Consider the following 15,266-nt stretch of genomic DNA (forward strand, 5'->3'; position numbering starts at 1 on the left):
ACATTCTCGTTACAGAAAGAGATTGATAATTCGCGTCGCGAAAAATAGTCTGTTCACTGTAGTCTGCGAGGTTTTTCTCAACGCTACTTTTACATTTTTATTTTTCGCTGTCCGCTTTTGTTCGGCAGCATTTTATACGTCAAAGAGGATTAACACATGCGTACGTTTAGTGGCAAACGTAGTACGCTGGCGCTGGCTATCGCCGGTATTACAGCAATGTCAGGTTTGGTCGTCGTTCCACAGGCTCAGGCCGAAGGCTTTATTGACGATTCCACGTTAACAGGCGGCATCTATTACTGGCAGCGTGAGCGTGACCGTAAAGATGTCACCGACGATGACAAATATAAAACCAACCTTTCACACGCGACCTGGAACGCCAACCTGGATTTCCAGTCTGGTTATGCGGCTGATATGTTCGGTCTGGATATCGCGGCATTTACCGCGATAGAAATGACGGAAAACGGCGACAGCGGACACCCCAACGAAATCGCCTTCTCGAAAAAGAATAAAGGTTACGATGAAGATTATTCTGGCGATAAGAGCGGGATCAGCCTTTATAAAGCCGCGGCAAAATTTAAGTACGGGCCAACCTGGGCGCGTGCGGGGTATATCCAGCCGACCGGTCAGACGCTGTTAGCGCCGCACTGGAGCTTTATGCCGGGTACTTATCAGGGCGCGGAAGCCGGAGCGAATTTTGACTACGGTGATGCGGGCGCGCTGAGTTTCTCCTATATGTGGGCCAACCAATATAAAGCGCCGTGGCACACCGATGTTGATAAATTCTATCAGGCCGATAAAAAGACCAAAGTGGATTACCTCCACTCTATCGGCGCTAAATACGATTTCAAAAATGACCTCGTGCTGGAAGCGGCATTTGGTCAGTCAGAAGGGTATGTCGACCAGTATTTTGCCAAAGCCAGCTACAAATTTGATTTGGGCGGCAACCCGTTCACCACCAGCTATCAGTTCTATGGTGCGCGCGACAAAGTTGATGATCGCAGCGTAAACGATATTTATGACGGCACCGCCTGGTTGCAGGCGCTGACTTTCGGTTACAAAGTGGCCGAAGTCGTCGATTTGCGCCTGGAAGGGACCTGGGTTAAGGCGGACGGTCAACAAGGTTACTTCCTGCAACGTATGACGCCAACTTACGCATCCTCAAACGGTCGTCTGGATATCTGGTGGGATAACCGCTCAGACTTTAACGCCAACGGCGAAAAAGCCGTCTTCTTCGGTGCGATGTACGATCTGAAAAACTGGAACCTGCCGGGCTGGGCAGTGGGGGCGTCATACGTTTACGCCTGGGACGCGAAGCCATCAACCTGGCAGATTACCCCGGATGCGTACTATGACAAAAACCGTACCATTGAAGAGTCTTCTTACAGCCTTGATGCGGTCTACACCCTACAGGAAGGCCGTGCCAAAGGCACCATGTTTAAACTGCACTTCACGGAATATGACAACCACTCCAACATCCCAAGCTGGGGCGGCGGTTACGGCAACATCTTCCAGGATGAACGTGACGTGAAGTTCATGGTTATCGCTCCGTTCACTATTTTCTGATGCCCGTTGCGGCAGGCGATTTGTCTGCCGCAACGTTGAGGACACTGATATGAAAAAACTGTTACTCATCGCCATGATGGCATCGGGACTGGTGGCCTGCGCGCAGCCAACCGCGCCCAAAGAAGACAGTCAGTTAAAAGAGGCGTACAGCGCCTGCATCAATACGGCGCAAGGTTCACCAGAGAAAATCGAGGCCTGTCAGAGCGTACTGAACGTGCTGAAGAAAGATGACCAGCACAAGCAGTTTGCTACAGAAGAGAGCGTGCGCGTGCTGGATTATCAGCAGTGCATTCAGGCTACGCGTACGGGGAACGATCAGGCGGTGACCGCCGATTGCGACAAAATCTGGCAGGAAATTCGCAGTAAAAATAGCGCCAAATAAAAGCAGGGCGGGTTAATGGCGGGCGGAGAGAACTCTCCGCCCGTTTGCGTTTTTTAAGGCCGCTACCGGGTCGGAGGCATAAAAAAAGCCAACCGGTCGGTTGGCTTTTTAGGAGGTTTCACATTACTTCGCGTCGTGCGCGTGCTCGTCTTCCCGGCAATCGCCTTCAGCGCAGTGGCCGTAGAGATAGAGGCTGTGGTTCGTCAAACGAATGCCATGCTTAGCCGCAATCTCACGCTGGCGCGCTTCGATAGAATCATCACTGAATTCGATCACTTTGCCACAATCGAGGCAAATAAGGTGATCGTGATGATGCTGTTGGGTCAGCTCAAAAACGGATTTACCGCCTTCAAAATTGTGGCGGGTTACGATACCGGCGTCATCAAACTGGTTCAGCACGCGGTACACGGTCGCCAGCCCAATCTCTTCACCCATGTCGATCAGACGTTTATATAAATCTTCCGCACTGACGTGATGGTTATCCGGTTCCTGAAGAACTTCCAGAATTTTTAAACGAGGAAGCGTTACTTTCAGGCCAGCCTTCTTTAATGCGGTATTGTTGTCAGTCATGCGGAATCTGTCCTGTTGCTAAACGATTCACTTCAAACAAAGAAGTGACAGAAATTGCACTTGAGATAATGCGTTTCATTATAGAACTGCCACGCCTAAATGAAAACTGCAAGCCTCCGGCAAATATTGTTAATAAAAACGAGGTATCGCCAACAAACACACTGTGCAATACCAGAATAACACCCGGACATTGTACAGGGTCAGGCAAGAAAGTTACAAATTTGTAGCAATTATTTTAATTGGTTTTATCTATTGATGCGACGCAGATGCTTTTCTGCGCCGCACAAAATCAGGCGTTAATGATTTCGTCGAGGTGCAGTTCGCCGGAAATCTGTTTAACCCATTTTTCAACGCGCTCTGCGGTCAGTTCAGGCTGACGGTCTTCGTCGATAGCCAGACCAACAAAGTGATCGTCGTCAGCCAGACCTTTGGACGCTTCAAAATGGTAGCCCGCCGTTGGCCAGTGGCCGACGATGGTCGCGCCGCGCGGCTCAATGATGTCGCGGATGGTGCCTAACGCGTCGCAGAAATATTCTGCGTAATCTTCCTGGTCGCCGCAGCCGAACAGCGCCACCAGTTTACCGTTAAAATCAATCTCTTCGAGAGTCGGGAAGAAGTCATCCCAGTCACATTGCGCTTCACCGTAGTACCAGGTCGGGATGCCCAGCAGCAGGATGTCGTACCCTTCCAGGTCCTCTTTGCTGCTTTTCGCAATGTCATGCACATCGGCAACGTCTTTACCAAGCTGTTTTTGAATCATTTTTGCGATATTTTCGGTATTACCGGTGTCGCTGCCGAAAAAGATGCCAGTGATTGCCATGAGTAAAATAACCTCTTGAAACTTATTGAAATGGTGGTGGCGTATTGCCCGCAGATAAGGGCAATCATAGCAGAACAGTCAGGCATGCGGAAACAGCAATCACGCGGGACTGCACTCTGTGCTACATGATTTATGATATTGAGCAGTTTTTCAGACTACGCCCTGGCCGCGCAGCGCTGCCAGTTGAGTCATCAGCATCTCTTCGATGAGTTCGCTACGGCTCATATTGCGGGATTCGGCCAGCTCGTTCAGCGCATCGACAGCCTCAGCGTTGAGTTTCAGTTCGACACGCTTAAGGCCACGTACTTTGTCGCGTTTTAGCTGGTTACGCTTATTAATGCGCAGCTGTTCATCACGCGAAAGCGGATTGGTTTTGGGTCGTCCCGGGCGACGCTCGTGTGCGAACAGATCTAATGTCGTACGGTCCGTTTGTTCTTTGGCCATGATTTTGGTGACTTCGGGGAAACAATCAGCCAGGCGTCTGCCCGGATGGATAGCGCGCCATCATACATCAGCAAGGCAGACACGCCAACGCCCGCGGACGTAATCGCGCGCGGACGCTGAGTTTTTAATCAGTTGGCCTTATCTGCCAGATAGCGACGAATGGCGCGCAGCACCGCATCGGGTTTTTCCGCGTGAACCCAGTGGCCCGCTCCGGCGATGACGTGCGCTCGCGCCTGAGGGAACTGCGCCAGCAGATCGTGACGATATGCTTCGGTCACATAAGGGGAGTTGCCGCCGGGGATAAACAACGCCGGGCGATCCCAGGCTGGAATGGTCTCCCAGCCCACAATATGTGGATACTGTTCCCACAACACCGGTACGTTAAAGCGCCATTCGCCGTCGATAAACGATTTCAGCAGAAACTGGATGACGCCTTCTTCTTGCAGATGTTGACGCATAACGGTGGCGGCCTGTTGACGGGTTTCGGCGCCCGCGTCGGTGACGGCATTGATGGCGGCGAAGATTTCATCGTGGCGGCGAACGTGGTAATCGACCGGCGCGATGTCGATCGCGACCAACTGGTCAATACGCTCCGGCGCCAGCGCGGTGAGCGCCATTACCGCTTTACCGCCCATAGAGTGGCCGATAAAGGTGGCTTTCTCAATGCCTTCGGCATCGATGGTATCCAGTAAGTCTTGCGCCATCGCCGGGTAGTCCATCACCGGATCGCGAGGGGAGAGACCGTGGTTGCGCATATCAACCTGAATGATATCGTGATCGGTCACCAGGTCGCGCGCCAGCACGCCGAGGTTGTCCAGGCTGCCAAACAAACCGTGAACGAGGACGATGGGAGAATTATTGTGCAGGTTTTGTGCAGTTTGCGCTCGGATATTCAATTTCATGGCAAAGTTCTTTTTTTCGCTCTGTCGGGTTAGGGTATTATGTTGACTATTCTGCCACAGGGCTGCAACAACTACGGTTTACTCCGAGTTTTTCCGTCAGCCAGGTTTGACGCTATCCGCTGTTGGAATTTGCCTTTACACTACGTGCAGGTAATCCCAACGACTTGTATTCAGATAAGACACCGCACTGGATTAAGATGAAAACGATTGAAGTTGATGATGAACTCTATAGCTATATTGCCAGCCACACCAAGCATATTGGCGAGAGCGCATCCGACATTTTACGGCGCATGTTGAAGTTTTCCGCCGTATCACAGCCTGTCACTCCGGCGGCGAAAGAGGTTCGCATCGCGCAACCTGCTATCGTGGAAGCGAAGCCCGTCAACCCCGTAAAAGATAAAGTCCGCGCCATGCGTGAACTGCTGCTTTCCGACGAGTACGCGGAGCAGAAGAAAGCGGTAAACCGCTTCATGCTGGTGCTGTCTACACTCTACTCACTGGATAATCGCGCGTTTGCCGAAGCGACGGAGTCGTTGCATGGCCGTACGCGCGTCTATTTTGCGGCTGATGAACAAACGCTGCTGAAAAATGGTAATCAAACCAAACCGAAACATGTGCCCGGCACGCCGTATTGGGTGATTACCAACACCAACACCGGCCGTAAATGCAGCATGGTTGAACACATCATGCAGTCAATGCAATTCCCGGCGGAATTGATTGAGAAGGTTTGCGGAACAATTTAATCCTTGCATTAAAAGGACCAGGCAATGGCAATCCACAACCGTGCAGGTCAACCTGCGCAACAGAGTGATTTGATTAACGTCGCCCAACTGACGGCACAGTACTATGTACTGAAACCCGAAGCAGGGAATGCAGAGCACGCCGTGAAGTTCGGTACGTCCGGGCATCGCGGTAGCGCAGGTCGTCATAGTTTTAACGAGCCGCACATCCTGGCGATCGCCCAGGCGATTGCGGAAGAGCGTGCAAAAAACGGTATTACTGGTCCTTGTTATGTGGGCAAAGATACCCACGCGCTGTCTGAACCGGCATTTATCTCTGTACTGGAAGTGCTGGCGGCGAACGGTGTTGATGTCATCGTGCAGGAAAACAATGGCTTCACGCCAACGCCTGCCGTTTCTAACGCTATCCTGGTTCACAATAAAAAAGGCGGCCCGCTGGCTGATGGCATCGTGATCACGCCATCTCACAACCCACCGGAAGACGGCGGTATTAAGTACAATCCGCCAAACGGCGGCCCGGCGGATACCAACGTCACCAAAGTGGTGGAAGACAGGGCCAACGCGCTGCTGGCTGACGGCCTGAATGGCGTGAAGCGTATCTCTCTGGATGCGGCGATGGCCTCAGGCCACGTTAAAGAGCAGGATCTGGTGCAGCCGTTCGTTGAAGGGCTGGCGGATATCGTCGATATGGCGGCGATTCAGAAAGCGGGCCTGACGCTGGGCGTCGATCCGCTGGGCGGTTCCGGTATCGAATACTGGAAGCGTATTGCTAAGCACTACAACCTGAATCTGACTATCGTTAACGATCACGTTGATCAGACGTTCCGCTTTATGCATCTCGACAAAGACGGTGCAATCCGTATGGACTGCTCCTCCGAGTGCGCGATGGCGGGTCTGCTGGCGCTGCGTGATAAGTTCGATCTGGCGTTCGCCAACGACCCGGACTATGACCGCCACGGCATTGTGACTCCGGCAGGGCTGATGAACCCGAACCACTATCTGGCGGTAGCGATCAACTATCTGTTCCAGCACCGTCCGCAGTGGGGCAAAGAGGTGGCGGTCGGTAAAACGCTGGTTTCCTCTGCGATGATCGATCGCGTGGTGAACGATTTGGGGCGTAAACTGGTGGAAGTGCCGGTCGGCTTTAAATGGTTCGTTGACGGTCTGTTCGACGGCAGCTTCGGCTTCGGCGGCGAAGAGAGCGCCGGGGCGTCTTTCCTGCGTTTCGACGGCACGCCGTGGTCTACCGATAAAGACGGCATCATCATGTGCCTGCTGGCGGCGGAAATCACGGCCGTCACCGGGAAAAACCCGCAGGAGCACTACAACGAGCTGGCGGCTCGCTTTGGCGCGCCGAGCTATAACCGTTTGCAGGCAAGCGCAACGTCTGCGCAGAAAGCCGCATTGTCTAAGCTCTCTCCAGAAATGGTGAGCGCCAGCACGCTGGCGGGCGATCCGATCACCGCGCGTCTGACGGCGGCGCCGGGTAACGGCGCGTCGATTGGCGGCCTGAAAGTGATGACCGACAACGGCTGGTTTGCCGCGCGGCCTTCTGGCACGGAAGACGCTTATAAGATTTATTGCGAAAGCTTCCTCGGCGAGGAACACCGCAAGCAGATCGAAAAAGAAGCGGTTGAGATTGTCAGCGAAGTGCTGAAAAACGCGTAAGTGCGGTTTGTGTGCCGGGCGGTACTGCGTTTGCCCGGCCTACAACAACGATCGTAGGCCCGGTAAGCGTTAGCACCACCGGGCTTTTTTTTTAGCCGTGTTTGTTTTTCAGCTCAAAGCGCGGCGATACCAGTCCATACAGCGTCCAGCCGAGGAAGGTCACGATGGAGCCGTACAGCATCGCTTCTTCACCGGAGGAATACAGCGCATAGAAGCTGTACAGCGCACCGATGAATGCCACGAAGTTCGCCGTTTTGGCTTTTGACGACGGAACATTTGCCACTTTCTGAATGATCACCAGCGCGGCCATCGACAGAATGTACGGGATAATGTTTGTTACCACCGCCAGGTTAACCAGCACGTTGAACTGGCTGTTCAGCGATGGGCTGATGGTCATCAGCGATAATCCGCTCTGGATAATCACGATGGTCAGCATCCCCTGAACCGGCGCATCCACTTTCGTTACGCGAGAGAAGATTTTCGGGAAATAACCTTCATCCGCCGAGGATTTGAAGACCTGGGCGATAGTGAACTGCCAGCCCAGCAGCGAACCGCAGCAGGACATCACCATCAACGCCATGATCACTTTACCGACTTCCGGGGTAAACATCTGTGCGAACGCCAGACCGAACGGCGCGGTGGAGTTGGCCAGATCCATGTTCGGTACGATCCCGGCAATCACGTTGGTGGAGATGATGTAAATCACCGCCGCGCCCAGCGTACCGCCTAATACCGCAATCGGTACGTTACGCTCCGGGTTTTCCACCACTTCGGCGTTGGCGCAGGCAGATTCCAGACCGAGGAAGGCCCACAGCGTCATCGCAATAGAAGAACCGACGGCGGTGAAGAACGGTACGTGATGCGGGTTCCAGGAGTTGGCGTACAGCGTCGGGCTAAACCAGAACCAGCCGATGATGCACAGACCGACAACTGGAATAATCACGCCCCAGACGGTGATACTGCTGATTTGCCCGGTAATGCGCGCGCCGCCGAAGTTGGCGACGGTGCACAGCCACAGCACGCCGATGGTCGCCAGACCGATCTGCACCGGTGACAGCGTGGCGCCGAACAGCTCGGTGCCGTAGCCGACGGCGGAGATGGCGATAGCGACGTTGGCAATCAACAGCGAAACGCCATAGGTGTAGTTCGCCATAAAGTTGCCGGACTTACCAAAGGCATACTCCGCGTAGCCGCCCATACCGCCGGATTTACGGCTGAACATCCCGCATTTGGCGAAAGCCCATGCCAGCGCCATTGAACCAACGGCAGTCACCAGCCACGAGATGATCGAGATGGTGCCGACCTCTGCAAGTTTGGTGGGCAGCATGATAATCCCGGAGCCCATCATATTGACCATTGTCAGGATGGTGAGCTGAACGACGCCCATTTTATTGGATTTGGCTTTACTCATAATTTTTCCCCTTTCAGCAGGGTGTTCTGTGCTTCGCGCGGTTTAATGACGTAGCACCACACCTGTTTACGGCCGTCGTGTTCTTCGATGTAAACGCCCTGTAGTTCAGGCGCAAAGCCCGGCAGCAGGTTGATCCCTTCTTCCAGCGCGCTGAAATAACGCAGCACCGCACCGCCCCAGATTTCACCCGGAACAACGCACAAAACCCCTGGCGGATACGGAAGCGCGCCTTCTGCCGCGATCCGTCCTTCCGCGTCCGGCAGGCGAACCAGTTCGACTTCACCGCGCAGATAGGCGTAGTTGGCGTCCTGCGGGTTCATGCTGACGCGTGGGAAATGGGATTTACGGAACATCTCTTTTTGCAGCTGTTTCACGTTATGGCGTGCGTACAGATCGTGCATCTCCTGGCACAGCTGACGCAGGGTGTAGCCGGCATAACGCGCTTCATGCTGCTTATAAATTGACGGCAGAACGTCAGCCAGCGGCGCATCGGCTTCCAGCAGTTTCTCAAAGCGCACCAGCAGGGCGACGAGTTGCTGCAATTTCGCCATATCTTCCGCTGGCGTCAGCAGGAACAGGATCGAGTTGAGATCGCATTTTTCCGGTACCACGCCGTTTTCACGCAGGAAGTTGGCAAGGATGGTCGCCGGAACGCCGAAGGTGTCGTATTCGCCGTTGCGCGCATTGATGCCCGGCGTCGTGAGCAGCAGTTTGCACGGATCAACAAAGTACTGGTGTTCGGCGTAGCCTTCGAAGGCATGCCAGTGTTCGCCCGGCACAAAGTGGAAGAAGCGCAGGTCGTTTGCGATCTCCGCCGTGGGGTAAGACTGCCACGGTTTGCCGTCGATCAGTTCCGGCACGAACGGACGGATGTGATGGCAGTTATCAAGGATCAGCTTACGTGCATTGATGCCGTTCGCCACGCAGTCCATCCACATGTTACGGCCACCGACGCCTTCGTGCATTTTGGCGTTGATGTCCAGGGCGGCGAACAGCGGGTAGAACGGGCTGGTGGAGGCGTGCATCATGAACGCGTTATTCATACGTTTATGCGGCACATAGCGAGACTGACCTTTGATATGGCTGTCTTTCTTGTGGATCTGCGAGGTCTGGGAGAAACCGGCCTGCTGTTTGTGAACAGACTGCGTGACCAGGATACCCGGATCGTTCTCGTTCAGGTCCAGCAGCAACGGCGAGCAATCGGCCATCATCGGAATAAACTGCTCGTAGCCGACCCATGCGGAGTCAAACAGGATGTAGTCGCACAGATGACCAATCTTATCCACCACCTGACGGGCGTTGTAGATGGTGCCGTCGTAGGTGCCTAACTGGATCACCGCCAGGCGGAACGGACGGGCGTCTTGCGCGCGTTGCGGCGCCACTTCGCTGACCAGTTCACGCAGATAGCCTTCTTCAAAGCAGTGGGCGTCGATCCCGCCGATGAAACCGTACGGGTTGCGCGCGGTTTCCAGATAAACCGGCGTCGCGCCCGCCTGCAACAGCGCGCCGTGGTGGTTCGATTTGTGGTTATTACGATCGAACAGCACCAGATCGCCTGGGGTCAGCAGCGCGTTAAGTACCACTTTGTTTGACGATGAGGTGCCGTTCAGCACAAAGTAGGTTTTATCGGCGTTGAACACTTTCGCGGCGTGTTGTTGCGCGATGCACGGCGCGCCTTCATGGATAAGCAGATCGCCCATCGCCACGTCGGCATTACACAAATCAGAGCGGAAAAGCGTTTCGCCAAAGTACTCAACAAACTGGTTCCCTGCGGGGTGACGGCGGAAGAATTCACCGCCCTGATGCCCCGGACAGTCAAATGCGCTGTTGCCCTGATTTACGTAGTCCACCAGCGCCCGGAAGAACGGCGGGCGCAGTTGCGTTTCATAGTGGCTGGCAGCGGTCTCCAGTTGGAGGCCATAGAAGGCGTTACGGGCTTCATTATGTTCGAATACGCCCGAGATCCGCGGCAGATATTCCGCCGGAACGCGCTCTTCATTTTGTGTCGCGATAAACACGGGAATACCGTAGCCCGTCGCATCAATCTCATCGAGTTTACCTCGTTCAATATCATTGATGGATAACACGATAGCGGCAACATCAATGAAATTACTTTCATCAACATTAACGATACTGCGCTGTGTAGAAAAACAATCAGGGCAGGAACGACTGACGGCAATTTTTAATTCAGACATTTTCATCTCTTTATTTTCAGGTAATAGCAGGTCCTCAATTTCTCGAATGAGAAACTGATAGCTCCGGAAAAAAAGCAATACGACGCCACTGATAAATAAATCAGTAAATTGCTTTTTAGAAGATGCAATAAACCCTAACCTTTCCGGTCACAGGTAAAACAGGGTTATGCAGTGTGAGCACCACGAGATACAGGCGTTAGCCTGCGATACAAGGGGTCAGGAAGACCTGTATGCTGGAGTGCCCTTAGTCGAAAGACTAACGGGCATTAAAGAAATGAAAGTCGAAGCTGTTACGGTGAGCAAACATCATAATATGAGTTGTCCGCCTTATATGGGGCATTGTACGGCTATTATTTTCCATTTTGGTTACCTTTACTGGATAAGTGGAAGGTGAGGGTATTTTATCCAGGAAATGAGCCTGATCTGTGAAGAAGATCAATAAAAAACGATCATTTCTAAAATATTTAGTCGTTGTTTATGCATATCACACGATAAGATATCGTATTGTTGTTTATATGTTATAAGTTTGTGTTTTTATATTTTTTAAGGAATGAGCTTACACTGCAAAATACATTATTTGCAGTGTGGTTAATGATAAAAATGATATTTAGGAATTAATTAAAAAAAATGAATAACCATTCATGGCATAAAACGATAACCGATTCCGGTTTCGGTAATGAAATGGCGGGGGCGGGCGGGATCTTTCTCCAGTTTCTGTCGCAGGTGACCCATATAAATACGCAAATAGTGACTGTGCTCGACGGCGTTCGGGCCCCAGACCTGGTTCAACAGCTGCCGCTGGGTGAGCACTTTGCCCGCATTATTCAGCAACACGGCCAGTAAGCGAAACTCAATCGGCGTCAGGTGAATTTCTTCTTCATCACGGTGGACAAGGTGTGCTGCTAAGTCCACTTTTATGCTGGAAAAGTGCACGATGGGGTCAGGAGAAGGGCCGCTGGCGTGACGGCGCAGCGCCACGCGTAAGCGCGCCTGTAGTTCGCCAATGCCGAAGGGTTTACTCAGATAGTCATCGGCGCCTGCATCCAGCGCAGTGATTTTATCGCTCTCCTCGCTGCGAGCAGAAAGCACAATCACCGGAATTGCGCTCCATTGTCGCAGGTCGCGAATAAAATCGATGCCGTCGCCGTCAGGCAGGCCAAGATCAAGAATGATGAGATCGGGTTTCCGCGTGGCGGCTTCCAGCAACCCACGGCTTAGCGTCTCTGCTTCGTACACGCGCAGCCCGTCGCTTTCCAGCGCGCTGCGCAGAAAGCGACGAATAGCCTGTTCGTCTTCAACAATCAGAACGTTGGTCACATATCCTCATGAAAATCTTCAAGTTCAGGCGCAGTTTCCTGCGGGAGTGTAACACGGAAACAGGCTCCGCCCTGCGGGCGATTGTGGGCGGAAATCGTTCCACCGTGCACTTCAACAATCGCCTGGCAAATAGCCAGCCCCAGCCCAACGCCCGGTACGGCAGACTCTTTATTTCCCCGGGCAAATTTGTCGAAGATGCTTTTCTCCTGCCCGTCAGGAATGCCGGGGCCATTATCCCAGACGTCAAGCTGAAGATGTTCGTCTTCAACATGGGCATCAATGCCGATCTCTGCCTGTGAACCGGCGTATTTGACGGCGTTTTCCAGAAGGTTGATCAGTACCCGTTCAAACAGCGGGCCGTCAACGTGTATCAGCATCAGCGGCGCTGGCAGCGACAGGTTAATGGGGTGGGATAGCCCCGGCTCCAGCATTTGCAGAGCGCTGCCGACAACCTCTTCCAGCGTCAGCCACTCTTTTTTAAGATTAAATCCACCGGACTGGATGCGCGCCATATCCAGCAGGTTATTCACCAGCCGGGTGGTGTTGAGTATGTGCTGGCGGATTTCGCTGGCCTGGCGCGCATGTGGCGATCCTTCACTTGCCAAATCCAGGGTTAAAATCTCCGCCTGACCAAACAGCACCGTCAGCGGCGTGCGCAAGTCGTGGGAGAGGGCGGCGAGCAGGGCATTGCGAATGCTCTCGCGCTCGCTGGCGAGTCGGGCCAGCTCTTCACTGGCGGTAAGCGTCAGACGCTCCAGCGCGCTGGCGACCAGCAAGGTGAATGTTTCCAGTAGCCGCTGTTGCTCCGGGATCATCAACTGACGAAGATTCCCCGGCTCGACCACCACCAGTCCATGCGTTTTATCGGCGCTTTTTAACGGTAAAATTTGATACGGCACGCCGGGCAGGGTATCCGTGCCCGCCCCGGCCGGCAGGCCTTTGTCAAAGCTCCACCGGGCGATGGCGTCATCCCACGGCGTTATGCCCTGCTGGTGGGTCAGCGGCGTCAGCGTGCCGTTTTCATCCGGCAATAACACCTGGCTGCGGGCCTGAAACGTGGAAGCGATAAACTGTTCGCTGGTGGCGGCGATATCCTGCCTGCTTCGCCCCACCGCCAGCGCTTTGGACATCTCGTACAGATGGCGCGTGCGCTGTTCCCGATAGCGGGCAACCCGCGCCTGATAGCGCACGCCCGCCGTCAGGTTACCGATCACCAGCCCCACCGTCAGCATCACGGCGAAGGTCAACAGATACTGCACATCGGAAACGGCAAGCGTGCCGCGAGGAGCAATAAAAAAGAGATCGAAGCTGGCGACGTTAATAAAGGTTGCCACTACCGAGGGCCAGCGCCCATAAAACAGAGCGATAATCACCACGCCCAGTAGATACAGCATCACCAGGTTAGCGGCATCAAAGGCGACCATCCACTGTACGGCGATGACGGTGGTCACCGCGCAAAGGGCGATCGCGACCAGGCAGCCCTGTATCTGCACCCGCCACTTATCTTTGAAGGCACGGGTATCCGGTGTCTGATTCAACGGGTGAGTCGGGGGATCATCAAGGGCGACGACCACCTGATCGAGATCCGGCGCCTGTTTCGCCAGGCGATCGGCAAACGAATCTCTGCGCCACCAGCGTCGCGTTGCCGGGCGACCCAGCACAATTTTGCCGAGGTTATGTTCCCGGGCGTAACGCACAACCGCTTTTTCTTCGGCGGGATCTGAAAGCGTGGCGGTCTCTGCGCCCAGCTCCTGCGCCAGACGCAGGGCGCTTAAGATGGCGCGCCGCTGCTTTTCCGGCAGGCGATGCAGCGCCGGGGTTTCGACATACACCGCGTGCCAGACGCTGCCGAGGCGGGCAGCCAGCCGCGCGGCGGTACGCACCAGTTTTTCACTGCCGGTGTTGTGCCCGATGCACAGCAGAATGGCGTCGCGGGTATGCCACACTTTCTCTTCGCCCGGATGGCTCCGCCAGGCGCGCATTTGATCGTCCACCCGGTCGGCCGTGCGGCGCAGCGCCAGTTCACGCAGGGCGATCAAATTGCCTTTGCGAAAGAAGTGCTCAATGGCGCGTTCAGCCTGACCGGCAATGTACACCTTGCCCTCCTTCAGACGCGCTCGCAGATCGTCAGGCGGCAGGTCGACCAGAACCACCTCGTCGGCGGCATCGAAGAAAGGGTCTGGCACGGTTTCACGAACCTGAATGCCGGTCACGCCGCTGACCACATCGTTGAGGCTTTCCAGGTGCTGGACGTTGACGGTGGTAAAGACGTCAATACCCGCTTCCAGCAGCTCTTCAATATCCTGCCAGCGTTTGGGATGGCGCGAGCCTGGCGCATTACTGTGCGCCAGTTCGTCCATGAGAATAAGCGCCGGGCGACGGGCCAGCGCCGCGTCAAGATCGAACTCGCTGAGATGGCGTCCGTGACGCGTCTGCCGTTTTAGCGGCAGGATGCTGAGGCCGTCCAGCAGCGCGGCGGTCTCTTTACGCCCGTGGGTTTCCACGACACCCGTCAAAATATCCAGCCCTTGTGCCCGCAGTCGCTGCGCCTCAGCCAGCATCGCCCAGGTTTTCCCGACGCCTGCGCAGGCGCCGAAGAAGATTTTCAGTTTTCCCCGGTGTGGTGCGGCGGTCTGTTCCAGCAGGCGATCGGGGTCAGGGCGTAGCGGTTCTTCATTAACCATCAGAGCTTATCCAGCGCTAAATTGAGTTCCACGATATTGACCACTGGCTGGCCGATAAAACTCACCAGCGGCTTTTGCGTATATTCTGCGACCAACTGCGTCACGGCTTCAACGCTGAGATTTCGCGCTTTGGCGACGCGCGGGATCTGCCACGCCGCCGCTGCTGGCGTCAGGTTATTGTCCAGCCCGCTGGCGGAGGCGGTGAGCAGTTCCACCGGAATCGTCGTGCTGGCGTCCGGGTTAGCGGCCCGCAGCGCCTTCACCCGCTGCTGCAACTGTTTATCCAGCACCGGGTTGCTGACCGCCAGATTACTGCCGCCGGAAGCCATGGGATTATAGGGCATTTCCGCCGTTGCTGACGGGCGTCCCTGAAAATGGCCGTCGGCGGTAAAATTCTGCCCGATAAGCGCAGAGCCGCGCACGAGACTGCCATCAACAATCAGTGAGCCGTTAGCCTGATGCGGGAACCACCATTGCCCCAGCGCGGTAGTAAGCAGCGGGTAAATGCCGCCGGTTAGCAGCGTCAGAAACACCAGCGTTGATAATGCAGGACGTAATCCACTCATTATA

Annotated in this window: 14 protein-coding genes; 4 read left to right on the plus strand and 10 right to left on the minus strand. The window is 54.6% G+C overall.

What is annotated here, in order from left to right:
• Positions 1-156: 156 nt before the first annotated feature.
• On the plus strand, positions 157-1,563 hold the full coding sequence (chiP, locus tag OGX80_RS05120) for a chitoporin ChiP (RefSeq protein ID WP_115181845.1): 1,407 nt from the start codon (positions 157-159) through the stop codon (positions 1,561-1,563).
• A 49-nt stretch (positions 1,564-1,612) separates the two neighbouring features.
• Positions 1,613-1,945, plus strand: a complete 333-nt coding sequence (chiQ, locus tag OGX80_RS05125; RefSeq protein WP_047458156.1) for a ChiQ/YbfN family lipoprotein — start codon at positions 1,613-1,615, stop codon at positions 1,943-1,945.
• Positions 1,946-2,068: 123 nt separating this feature from the next.
• Here the strand turns inward: chiQ and fur are convergent, their stop codons facing one another.
• The 4 genes from fur to ybfF all read right to left on the minus strand — a co-directional run bounded on the left by fur (position 2,069) and on the right by ybfF (position 4,681).
• Positions 2,069-2,515: a ferric iron uptake transcriptional regulator gene (fur, locus tag OGX80_RS05130; RefSeq protein ID WP_007373881.1), complete on the minus strand. Its 447-nt coding sequence runs from the start codon at positions 2,513-2,515 to the stop codon at positions 2,069-2,071.
• 289 nt (positions 2,516-2,804) lie between these two features.
• Positions 2,805-3,335, minus strand: coding sequence for a flavodoxin FldA (fldA, locus tag OGX80_RS05135; protein ID WP_047458152.1), 531 nt, complete (start codon positions 3,333-3,335; stop codon positions 2,805-2,807).
• A gap of 150 nt (positions 3,336-3,485) precedes the next feature.
• On the minus strand, positions 3,486-3,779 hold the full coding sequence (ybfE, locus tag OGX80_RS05140; RefSeq protein WP_012133315.1) for a LexA regulated protein: 294 nt from the start codon (positions 3,777-3,779) through the stop codon (positions 3,486-3,488).
• 128 nt (positions 3,780-3,907) lie between these two features.
• Complete coding sequence (ybfF, locus tag OGX80_RS05145) at positions 3,908-4,681, minus strand: esterase (RefSeq protein WP_049009846.1); 774 nt, start codon at positions 4,679-4,681, stop codon at positions 3,908-3,910.
• A 197-nt stretch (positions 4,682-4,878) separates the two neighbouring features.
• On the opposite strand from ybfF, the gene seqA reads away from it, so the two are divergent.
• Both seqA and pgm read left to right on the plus strand, forming a co-directional pair.
• Positions 4,879-5,424, plus strand: coding sequence for a replication initiation negative regulator SeqA (seqA, locus tag OGX80_RS05150; RefSeq protein ID WP_071259742.1), 546 nt, complete (start codon positions 4,879-4,881; stop codon positions 5,422-5,424).
• A gap of 24 nt (positions 5,425-5,448) precedes the next feature.
• Complete coding sequence (gene pgm / locus OGX80_RS05155; protein ID WP_286471116.1) at positions 5,449-7,089, plus strand: phosphoglucomutase (alpha-D-glucose-1,6-bisphosphate-dependent); 1,641 nt, start codon at positions 5,449-5,451, stop codon at positions 7,087-7,089.
• Between the two features lie 91 nt (positions 7,090-7,180).
• Here pgm and potE read toward each other — a convergent pair whose 3' ends face one another.
• The 6 genes from potE to kdpC all read right to left on the minus strand — a co-directional run bounded on the left by potE (position 7,181) and on the right by kdpC (position 15,262).
• Positions 7,181-8,500 carry a putrescine-ornithine antiporter gene (potE, locus tag OGX80_RS05160; RefSeq protein ID WP_012133311.1) on the minus strand — a complete coding sequence of 440 codons (1,320 nt, stop codon included), beginning with the start codon at positions 8,498-8,500 and terminating at the stop codon, positions 7,181-7,183.
• A complete protein-coding gene (gene speF / locus OGX80_RS05165; RefSeq protein ID WP_286471118.1) occupies positions 8,497-10,695 on the minus strand; it encodes an ornithine decarboxylase SpeF in 2,199 nt (732 codons plus the stop codon). The genes potE and speF overlap by 4 nt, the downstream gene beginning before the upstream one ends.
• A 256-nt stretch (positions 10,696-10,951) precedes the next feature.
• Positions 10,952-11,056 (minus strand): leader peptide SpeFL, encoded by a 105-nt coding sequence (speFL, locus tag OGX80_RS05170; protein WP_114149115.1) that lies wholly within the window; start codon positions 11,054-11,056, stop codon positions 10,952-10,954.
• Positions 11,057-11,334: 278 nt separating this feature from the next.
• On the minus strand, positions 11,335-12,012 hold the full coding sequence (kdpE, locus tag OGX80_RS05175) for a two-component system response regulator KdpE (RefSeq protein WP_115181844.1): 678 nt from the start codon (positions 12,010-12,012) through the stop codon (positions 11,335-11,337).
• Entirely contained in the window at positions 12,009-14,696 is a 2,688-nt protein-coding gene (gene kdpD / locus OGX80_RS05180) for a two-component system sensor histidine kinase KdpD (protein ID WP_115181843.1), read from the minus strand. The genes kdpE and kdpD overlap by 4 nt, the downstream gene beginning before the upstream one ends.
• A complete protein-coding gene (gene kdpC / locus OGX80_RS05185; RefSeq protein WP_115181842.1) occupies positions 14,696-15,262 on the minus strand; it encodes a potassium-transporting ATPase subunit KdpC in 567 nt (188 codons plus the stop codon). The genes kdpD and kdpC overlap by 1 nt, the downstream gene beginning before the upstream one ends.
• Between the last annotated feature and the right edge of the window lie 4 nt (positions 15,263-15,266).

It is taken from the genome of Citrobacter sp. CK194 (genome assembly GCF_030333395.1).
GTDB classification, from domain to species: Bacteria; Pseudomonadota; Gammaproteobacteria; order Enterobacterales; family Enterobacteriaceae; genus Citrobacter_B; species Citrobacter_B koseri.

What these genes read in the sequence shown, in the direction of transcription:
- kdpC (WP_115181842.1), bottom strand. Translation starts at nt 15,262, where the DNA reads ATGAGTGGATTACGTCCTGCATTATCAACGCTGGTGTTTCTGACGCTG.
- seqA (WP_071259742.1), top strand. Translation starts at nt 4,879, where the DNA reads ATGAAAACGATTGAAGTTGATGATGAACTCTATAGCTATATTGCCAGC.
- ybfE (WP_012133315.1), bottom strand. Translation starts at nt 3,779, where the DNA reads ATGGCCAAAGAACAAACGGACCGTACGACATTAGATCTGTTCGCACAC.
- potE (WP_012133311.1), bottom strand. Translation starts at nt 8,500, where the DNA reads ATGAGTAAAGCCAAATCCAATAAAATGGGCGTCGTTCAGCTCACCATC.
- ybfF (WP_049009846.1), bottom strand. Translation starts at nt 4,681, where the DNA reads ATGAAATTGAATATCCGAGCGCAAACTGCACAAAACCTGCACAATAAT.
- chiQ (WP_047458156.1), top strand. Translation starts at nt 1,613, where the DNA reads ATGAAAAAACTGTTACTCATCGCCATGATGGCATCGGGACTGGTGGCC.
- chiP (WP_115181845.1), top strand. Translation starts at nt 157, where the DNA reads ATGCGTACGTTTAGTGGCAAACGTAGTACGCTGGCGCTGGCTATCGCC.
- fur (WP_007373881.1), bottom strand. Translation starts at nt 2,515, where the DNA reads ATGACTGACAACAATACCGCATTAAAGAAGGCTGGCCTGAAAGTAACG.
- pgm (WP_286471116.1), top strand. Translation starts at nt 5,449, where the DNA reads ATGGCAATCCACAACCGTGCAGGTCAACCTGCGCAACAGAGTGATTTG.
- fldA (WP_047458152.1), bottom strand. Translation starts at nt 3,335, where the DNA reads ATGGCAATCACTGGCATCTTTTTCGGCAGCGACACCGGTAATACCGAA.
- speFL (WP_114149115.1), bottom strand. Translation starts at nt 11,056, where the DNA reads ATGGAAAATAATAGCCGTACAATGCCCCATATAAGGCGGACAACTCAT.
- speF (WP_286471118.1), bottom strand. Translation starts at nt 10,695, where the DNA reads ATGTCTGAATTAAAAATTGCCGTCAGTCGTTCCTGCCCTGATTGTTTT.
- kdpD (WP_115181843.1), bottom strand. Translation starts at nt 14,696, where the DNA reads ATGGTTAATGAAGAACCGCTACGCCCTGACCCCGATCGCCTGCTGGAA.